The sequence below is a fragment of the Campylobacter sp. CH278 genome (assembly GCF_004378845.1).
Taxonomy (GTDB): Bacteria; Campylobacterota; Campylobacteria; order Campylobacterales; family Campylobacteraceae; genus Campylobacter_D; species Campylobacter_D jejuni.
Genome location: NZ_RYXZ01000007.1, coordinates 88,786 through 97,312, shown reverse-complemented (window position 1 = coordinate 97,312; position 8,527 = coordinate 88,786). Strand labels below are relative to the sequence as shown.

Here is an 8,527-nt window from a genome sequence, read left to right as displayed (position 1 = left end):
AATCAAAAGTCAGTTTTACAATTTCAATTTTTAAAGAAAATGCTAGATTTATAAAAACTGAATTTTTAGCAAAATGTAATAATCATAAAATTATTGAAAATAATTTTAAAGAAGTAAAATTTTGTAATAATGTTACTTTTAGAAGAGCAAAATTTGAATCAAAAGTCAGTTTTACAATTTCAATTTTTAAAGAAAATGCTAGATTTATAAAAACTGAATTTTTAGCAAAATGTAATAATCATAAAATTATTGAAAATAATTTTAGTGAAACTATTTTTTATAATAAAACTAATTTTTATAAAGCAAAAATTGTTTCAAAAATAGATTTTAAGATTTCTCGTTTTAAAGGTGAGATTAGATTTGCTGAAACTAAGTTTTTATCAAAATTAGATAATGAAATTGCAAATAATTTTAGAGAAGTTGTATTTGAAGATAAGGTTTATTTTAATAAAACAAAAATTAATACTCAAATAAATTTTAAAATGGCAAAATTTAAAAATAATGTTGAATTCGTAAATTTACACAACAATGTTAGTTTTAATAATGTTAATTTTAAAGGCATTGTAAATTTTGAAAATTTAAATATTAATACTTTAAATTTTAAAAATGTTATATTTAACAATATAGTTAGTTTTGATAATATTAGTTTTGATAATAATTGTAAGCCAAATTTTGAAAACTGTACTTTTTCTGATCAATTTAATATAGAACATAAATATATAGAATATAAATTTGATGAGATTGAAAAAACACAAGAATATGATAAATTATTAAATTATAGAGATTTATTTAGAAAATTAAAAAGCAATCGTATAGCTCATCATAATCTAATTGACGCTTCAGAATTAAGAGCTCAAGAGCTTTATGCCAGAGAATTAGAATTAAAACATAAAGAAAACAAAAGTTTAAAAGAAAAAATAGAACGATGGCAACTTGTCTTTTATCGCAAGCTTTGTGATCATCATACAGATTTGCTTTTAAATTTAAAATGGTTGGTTGTAGTGATAGGCTTGTTCGCTTTACTGTATTTTGCTTCACGAATGATTCAGGATATTAGCTTGTTAAAAGCTTTAAATCAATACGGAGTATGTTTAAGTATAGTTGGTGTTTTTAATTTGCTTTGTTTGTATTGGTTTGGATGTATAAAAAAATTTGATTTTTTTGTGTATCTTAATTTGATTGTAGTTTTATGGGTGATATGTTATATGCCGAAAATAATTTTTGGAATAGTAAATATTATAGGTGATAAGAGTTATAATGGCTTTGAAAATGCTTTGATTACGATTTATACCATACTTTTAGCTTTAGTCCTTTTCTCGCTCCAAAAAACCGCACGAAAAAATTCCATAGTCCCAAGCTAGGCCTTAAAGCTTAGCTTGAAATTTCATCATCAGTCTTTTAAGTAGTATTCTATAGTAGAAACCACTCTTATGGTTTTGATGTAAGGGGTGTTTTTGTCCCTGTTGCTGATGCTAAATTGTCCTTGAGAAGCCTTTTTTATCTTGCCTAGATGGCTGTTTGAATCTTGTGCGAATTTTATCGCTGCATTTCTAGCATTGAGCGTTGCTTCTTCTATCATTTGTGGTTTTATCTCATTTAGCTTCGTGTAAAGGTATTCTATATCATAATCATCGATTTTTGTTACTATACCAAATTTTGCAAGACTTGAAATTTTTTCTAGTATGCTTTTTCCAAGCTTTACATTTTGAGTATAGATGAGTAAATTCGCAGTGCCTATGTATCGGTATGCAGCTTGAGTGTCGTTACTATAAGGATCGCTTAAACGATCTATGATATTTGGCGAGTTGTAGTTGATCTCATCCTCTTTTACGCCTTGTTCTTTTAAAAATTTGATGATATTTTCTTTATCTTGCTCTAGTTCTTCGTATAAATTTGTAAGATTGTTATTTGATCTTGTGAATTTTATAGGAAGTATCAAAGTATCCGCTTCGACTTCTTTTTGACTTAAACCCTTTACGCTTACACTTCTTTCAAGTGTTTTAAAATCACTTAAAGCCTTGTTAAATCCAAAAGCTAGAATCAAACTTGCCAAAACTATGGCTAAAGCCATAAAGATATTATTTGTTTTCATTTTTTCTCCTTTATTTTGATTAGAAAATATATCATATTTGCAACCAATACGCAAGCACACATTACAAAAGCAAGGATTATCGGTGTATTTGCGTTAATAGCTCCAACCACAAAAGAAATAAGCCCTGCAAAACCAAATTGCACCGTTCCAAGCACCGCAGAAGCAGTTCCGCTATGTTCTTTAAACCTTGCCATAGCCAAAGTCGTGGTATTGGGTGCGATGAAACCAAGCATAGCGATACTTGTAAAAATACTAAGCTCAAAAAGCAAGAAATTTGGGTGAAAAAAAGCATTTACAAGTAAAATCACGGTCGATATAAACATTATCATCAAAGCTTTTGCTAAGATTTTTTCGCTTTCGTATTTTAAAACCAATCTTGCATTGATATTTGCACAGATGACAAAACCTAAAGCATTTGTCCCAAAAAGCAGGGCAAATTTTTGCTCACTTAAGCTAAAAAACTGCGTAAAAACAAAGCTTGATCCTGTGATATAAGCAAACATCGCCGCCAAAGCAAAAGAAGCACATAGTATATAAACTAAAAAGCGTTTATCGCTTAAAACAAATTTGTAGCTTTTCATCGCTTCATGATGGGAAAATTTTTTGTTTTTAAGATGAGGTGCGGATTCTTTTAAACCAAAAAGTATCATCAAAAAAAGCAAAATTCCCAAAGCAAACAAAGTCGCAAAAATACTATGCCATGAAAAATACTCTAGTAAAATTCCCCCAAAAGTTGGCGAAAGCATGGGAGCAAGAGAACTAAAAACCATCATCAAAGCAAAAATCCCTGCAGCTTCTTTGATCTCAAACAAGTCATTGACAATAGCCCTTGCGATAACCACACCTGCACAACCCCCAAGTGCTTCAAAAAATCTCAAAGCGATAAAAGCATAAATATCATCGATAATCACACAAAACAAACTCGAAACGATGAAGAAAAATATCCCTACCAAAGCTGGAATTTTACGCCCAAAAATATCACTTAAAGGCCCATATATAAGCTGTCCTAAAGCAAAAGCGATAAAAAAACTTGCGATACTAAGTTGGGTTAAAAAAGAATTAGTTTGAAAGCTTTGTTTTACATGAGAAAGTGCGGGTAAATACATATCTGTAGAAAGTGGCGCTATGCTTGACATCAAAGCAAGGATAATGATAAGTTTAAATTTGGCAAAGCCGTGAATTTTGGTGTGTTTTTGCATTTGTAATCCTAATTATTCTAAAAGAATGATTTTAACAAGTCAATCTTAGAATAATCTTTGTTTTTCTATGTTAAATTTAGGGAAAAATTCTAAGGAAATTTTATGCAAAATTTAAACCAAAATGAACAAATCAAATGCCCAAGTTGTGGAAGTTTTATCGATATCAGTACTGCTTTATATGCTCAAATTTTAGATAAAGCTAAGCAAGAAATGCTAAAACACAAAAAAGAATTTGATGATGAGGTAAATGCTAAAAGAGCTGAATACACCAAAGCTTTAAATGATTTAAAAACTCAAAAGATAGAACAAGAAAAACTCATAAGCGAGCAAGTAAGCCAAAAGCTTCTTTTGGAAAAGCAAAAATTTGAACAAGAACTTCTTATACAAAAGCAAAATTTCCAAAAAGAATTCAGCGAGAAATTTAACAAAGAGCATGAAAATGAAATGAAAATCATGCAAGAAGAACTCGAGAAAAAAAGCAAAGAGCTTAGCGAGTTTTTAAGCATAAAGGCTGAAAATGAAAGACTCAAAAGAGAGCAAAAAGAAAATGAAGAAAGATTGAAATTTCAAGCCAAAGAAGAGGCTTTTAAAGAATTTAAAGAACAAGAAAACAAAAATTTGGAATTTGAAAGAGAAAAAATGCGTCTTGAATTTCAAAAAAGTACTCAAGAGCAAGATCTTAAATACAAAGAACTAGAAACGAATTTTAAAAGCGTAGCCCAAAAGCTAGAAGACGCACAACGCAGGATAGAACAAGGTTCACAGCAACTCCAAGGCGAAGCAGCTGAACTACTCATAGAAGAATACATACAAAGTGAGTATTTAAGTGATGAAGCAAAAGAAGTGCCAAAGGGCGTAAATGGAGCTGATTGTCTGCATATAGTAAAGGATAATTTTGGAAATATTTGCGGAAGTATTTTGTATGAGAGTAAACGCACTAAAGAATTTAATAAAGAATGGCTTGATAAACTTAAACTAGACAGTATAGCCGCAAAAAGTGATATAGCGGTTTTGATCACAAAAACTATGCCAAAAGATAAAGAAAAAACGCATTTTAAAGAAGGAATTTTGATCTGTACTTTTAATGAATTCAAAGGTGTTTTAGCAGTGCTTAGAGAAAGCATTATAAACGCTTATAAACTCAAAAATGCCCTACAAAACAAAGATGAAAAAAATCACATTTTATACGAATACTTAAATTCTAAGGAATTTAACACGCAAATCACTTTTATACTCAAAACTTACCAAAATATGAAAGAAGAGTTAGAAGCTGAAAAAAGGGCTTTGCAAAATATATGGAAAAAAAGAGAAAGAGCTATAGAAAATCTAAGTTTTAATTCCACTGCCATAGTGAGTTCTTTAAATGCGATATTTAGCGACTTACAAGGTGGAAATTTGATAGGCGAAGAAGGGATTAAAAGTCTTGAAAATTTAGCCAAAGATGAGGATTAATTTTGGGCTTAGCCCAAAATTAATCATTCTCCTGGGAAGTGATTTGGATTTTTCCAAGGTCCGTATTTTACTTTTATGTATTCTTTAGGGTCTAAATTTTGTTGTGGTGAGGCAAAATACTCAGGTTTTAATGATGGGGATTTGCTATAAGCTGTATCAAGTCCTGCACGATTTTCTGTAGTGGTTATAGGCATTCTTACAAAACCTGTATTGACATAAGCTGCTATATCTAGTGCATCTTCATCGCTTAATATAGGATTATCTGCACTCGCACCAAAAGGCATGGCTGATTTTAAAAATCTTGCTAAAAATGGTATCATAGCCATGTGTCCACCATCAGGATAGATAAGTAAAGATGGATATAAATGTCCGCTACCTTGTTCATAATTATCATTTTTTACCCCAAGTCCTCTTTCGCCATGGCAAGCAACGCAATTTTCTTCAAAGAGTTTTTTTCCACGCACAGGGTCAGCTGGGCGATTTGGAAAATTCATCTTAGCGAAAAAATCTCCTTCAAGCTTTACGCCGTCTTTGATGCCATAAGCTTCTTTTAGCCATTTAAAATAAGCTAAAATTGCTTTCATTTCTTTAGAATCATTAGGAAATCTATGAGAGTCAGTTCCGCCCATTCCGCGAATTCTATCTTCAACAGAGATGATTTTCATCGTTTCTATGTCAAGTCTTGGATAATTGTTTAGGACATTTAAAAATGGAATAACATATTTTTTTGTCCCTGGCAAACCATTGCCGTCATTGTCCATGTGACAGGAAATACAATTTACTTCGTTGCTTGTCTTTTTTAGTTTGCTATAGGGCCCTAGAGTGCTTTCTGTCTTGCTTAAAAGCTCTATGCCATAACGGATTAAATCCCCTTGCTTGCCTTTTGGAACATCATTGATGCTTAAATTTTTATTTGGCCATTCTTGCACAGGTCTTTTGGAAAGCTCCTTAAAATACTCTACTCCTTCCTTGTCGCTTAATTCTTCTCCTACTTTGTAATCACTCACGCTTTTAGCACTAAGACTTAAACTAAGACATAAGCCAAGCAATAAAATGTGTTTTTTCATGATTTTCCTCCTTTTTATTTGCAGTTCAAATTGATTTTAATGTATTTTTTCTTAAATATTAAGCATAATAAGAATAATTTAAATAAAATTAAATTTTAAAGTGTTACTAAAAGTAATATATATTTAAAGTATATAATTAATATTAATTAAAATTTTATAATATTAACTTTATATTAATTATTTAAATAATTTATTTTTTATAGAATTTAGATTTTTTTCTAAATCTTTGAAATTGCTTTCTAAATCTTTTTTTATATCTATAAAGAAAGGATTGCTTAAAGTAGCAATAAGATAATGATTTTCTTTAGAAAAGATATGATTTAAAGTGAAATTTTTATCTTGAAGTTTGATATAAATTTGCTCTTCATTTTCAAAGCTAGGATTTTTGTTTGCACTTAAAATTTCGAGCAAAATTCCGCAAAAAAAGCGTTTATTTTCGTCCAAAAACTGAATATCATAAATTTTAAAATCCTTAAATTCAAAACAGTTTTGACTTTTAAATTCTTTCAAATCCTTTGTAAGTTCTAATTTTAAAAAGTCTTTTTGGCTTAAACTTTGCTTTTTAAATTTTGCCCCAAAACGACGCAAAAATAAATTTAAAGCATTAATTTGTAATTCTTTTTGTGCGAGTTTTAGTTTTTTAGCTGTAAAACGAAAGAAAAAAACACCTACAAAAACAGCTAAAATTACTGCGATTAAGGCATCTCTTATAAAAACAAAGGCTAAAAAACCTACAAGTAAGGCTTCGATAATGCTTAGGAATTTTAAGATTCCTAAGCGTTTAAGTATATAAAGTCTATTATTTTCTAAGCTTTTTAAATCCATTAAGATTTTGCTTTTTCCATTCTTTTTCTTTGAGTTGGATCTAAATATCTTTTTCTAACTCTAATATTTTGCGGAGTAACTTCTACTAACTCATCTTCTTCTATCCACTCTAGTGCTCTTTCAAGACTTAATTTTCTAGGTGGAACAAGCTTGATTGCATCATCGCTTCCACTTGCTCTTACATTGGTAAGATTCTTTCCTTTAATAGGATTAACATCTAAATCATTTGGACGAGAGTGCTCACCTATAATCATACCGGTATAAACTTTAGTTTGAGGCTCTATGAAAAGCACTCCACGCTCTTGAAGGTTAAACAAAGAATACCCTAAAGCCACTCCATTTTCCATAGAAATTAACGCTCCATTATTACGCTTTTCAACAGCACCGCTAAAAGGACGGAATTCTAAAAAGCTATGATTCATCACGCCTTCGCCTTTGGTATCAGTTAAAAACTGACTTCTAAAACCTATAAGTCCACGTGCTGGAATTTCAAACTCAAGTCTTGTTTGTCCATCGCCTGTTGGTGCCATGGTTTTCATTTCAGCTTTTCTTTTGCCAAGTTTTTCTATTACCGCACCGCTAAATTCTTCAGGCACATCGATAACTAAATGTTCAAAAGGTTCTGTTTTAACTCCATCTTCAACTTTTACAATAACTTCTGGTCTTCCCATGCAAAACTCAAAACCTTCACGACGCATATTTTCAGCTAAAATAGTGATTTGAAGTTCACCCCTACCACTTACTTTAAATTTACCTTCGCCTGTGCTTTCGTATTTCATAGCAATATTAGTTTTCATTTCAGCTTCTAAACGTTCAGCAATTTTATTTGAAGTTACATGTTTTCCCTCAGTTCCTGCTAATGGTCCATCATTTACAGAAAATACTATGCTTAAAGTCGGCTCTTCAATGTGCAAAGGATCAAGTGGCATAGGATTGTTTGGATCTACAACGCTATCGCCCACATCTAAAGCTTCAAAACCTGCTATAGCTACAATATCTCCACTTCCTGCTTCTTCAATATCCATTTTTTCTAAGCCCATAAAACCAATGAGTTTTGAAATTCTACCATTTACTTTGGTGCCATCAGCTTTTGCAAGCATTACGCTTTGGTTTTTCTTCACAACCCCATTGAAAATTCTAGCAATACCTATTTTACCTACGAAATTATCATACCCTAAAGTGAAAACTTGAAGTTGCAAAGGATTGTCATTTGTACCACTTGGTGCTGGAACGCGTTCAAGTATGGTTTTAAAAAGTGGCTCCATATTATCACTTTCATCGTTTAGATCAAGCTTAGCATAACCATTTTTTGCTGCAGCATAAACTATAGCAAAGTCAAGTTGCTCATCATTTGCATCTAGGGCTACAAAAAGATCAAAAATTTCATTGATCACTCTTTCAGGATCAGCAGCTGGTTTGTCGATTTTGTTGATTACAACTATAGGTTTAAGCCCTAAAGATAAAGCTTTTTTAACTACGAATTTAGTTTGTGGCATAACGCCTTCTTGAGCATCTACTAAAAGCAAAACTCCATCAATCATTTTTAAAACGCGTTCTACTTCTCCGCCAAAATCAGCATGCCCTGGAGTATCTATGATGTTGATTTTTGTACCTTTGTAATTGATCGCTGTGTTTTTTGAAAGTATGGTAATGCCGCGTTCTTTTTCTATATCATTGCTATCCATAACGCGTTCTGAAATTTGTTCTCTTTCACTAAAGGTGCCTGATTGTTTTAACAATTCATCTACCATAGTGGTTTTACCATGGTCAACGTGAGCTATAACTGCTATATTTCTAATATTTTCCAAATTTTCTTCTCCAAAGCTAAATTTTTAAAAGCTTAGATTATACAAAAATTTAACTTAAACTACAAAGTATCAAAACTTGGAACA

The 8,527-nt window shown here is 31.1% G+C and carries 7 protein-coding genes; 2 read left to right on the top strand and 5 right to left on the bottom strand.

The genetic code is table 11. The features are described from left to right. Positions 1-1,361: hypothetical protein (locus ELQ04_RS06960; RefSeq protein WP_208359025.1), on the top strand; the 1,361-nt coding region annotated here is incomplete at its 5' end. Between the two features lie 29 nt (positions 1,362-1,390). Here the strand turns inward: ELQ04_RS06960 and ELQ04_RS06955 are convergent. Beyond that, positions 1,391-2,092, bottom strand: a complete 702-nt coding sequence (locus ELQ04_RS06955) for an SIMPL domain-containing protein (RefSeq protein ID WP_002857680.1) — start codon at positions 2,090-2,092, stop codon at positions 1,391-1,393. After that, on the bottom strand, positions 2,089-3,291 hold the full coding sequence (locus tag ELQ04_RS06950; RefSeq protein WP_002938535.1) for a multidrug effflux MFS transporter: 1,203 nt from the start codon (positions 3,289-3,291) through the stop codon (positions 2,089-2,091). The genes ELQ04_RS06955 and ELQ04_RS06950 overlap by 4 nt, the downstream gene beginning before the upstream one ends. A 102-nt stretch (positions 3,292-3,393) precedes the next feature. On the opposite strand from ELQ04_RS06950, the gene ELQ04_RS06945 reads away from it, so the two are divergent. Then, positions 3,394-4,743, top strand: a complete 1,350-nt coding sequence (locus ELQ04_RS06945; RefSeq protein ID WP_002938534.1) for a DUF2130 domain-containing protein — start codon at positions 3,394-3,396, stop codon at positions 4,741-4,743. Positions 4,744-4,766: 23 nt separating this feature from the next. Here ELQ04_RS06945 and ELQ04_RS06940 read toward each other — a convergent pair whose 3' ends face one another. From ELQ04_RS06940 to typA, 3 genes are all read right to left on the bottom strand, one after another. Next, complete coding sequence (locus ELQ04_RS06940; protein WP_002860887.1) at positions 4,767-5,810, bottom strand: c-type cytochrome; 1,044 nt, start codon at positions 5,808-5,810, stop codon at positions 4,767-4,769. Between the two features lie 177 nt (positions 5,811-5,987). Further along, positions 5,988-6,635, bottom strand: a complete 648-nt coding sequence (locus ELQ04_RS06935; RefSeq protein WP_002938724.1) for a hypothetical protein — start codon at positions 6,633-6,635, stop codon at positions 5,988-5,990. Beyond that, the gene (gene typA / locus ELQ04_RS06930) at positions 6,635-8,443 is read right to left on the bottom strand and encodes a translational GTPase TypA (protein ID WP_002938725.1); all 1,809 of its coding nucleotides are present in this window, start codon (positions 8,441-8,443) and stop codon (positions 6,635-6,637) included. The genes ELQ04_RS06935 and typA overlap by 1 nt, the downstream gene beginning before the upstream one ends. Positions 8,444-8,527 lie beyond the last annotated feature (84 nt).

Excerpts from the sequence above, each read along its gene's own strand:
- ELQ04_RS06945 (WP_002938534.1), top strand. The coding sequence starts at position 3,394 with ATGCAAAATTTAAACCAAAATGAACAAATCAAATGCCCAAGTTGTGGA.
- ELQ04_RS06940 (WP_002860887.1), bottom strand. The coding sequence starts at position 5,810 with ATGAAAAAACACATTTTATTGCTTGGCTTATGTCTTAGTTTAAGTCTT.
- ELQ04_RS06955 (WP_002857680.1), bottom strand. The coding sequence starts at position 2,092 with ATGAAAACAAATAATATCTTTATGGCTTTAGCCATAGTTTTGGCAAGT.
- ELQ04_RS06950 (WP_002938535.1), bottom strand. The coding sequence starts at position 3,291 with ATGCAAAAACACACCAAAATTCACGGCTTTGCCAAATTTAAACTTATC.
- ELQ04_RS06935 (WP_002938724.1), bottom strand. The coding sequence starts at position 6,635 with ATGGATTTAAAAAGCTTAGAAAATAATAGACTTTATATACTTAAACGC.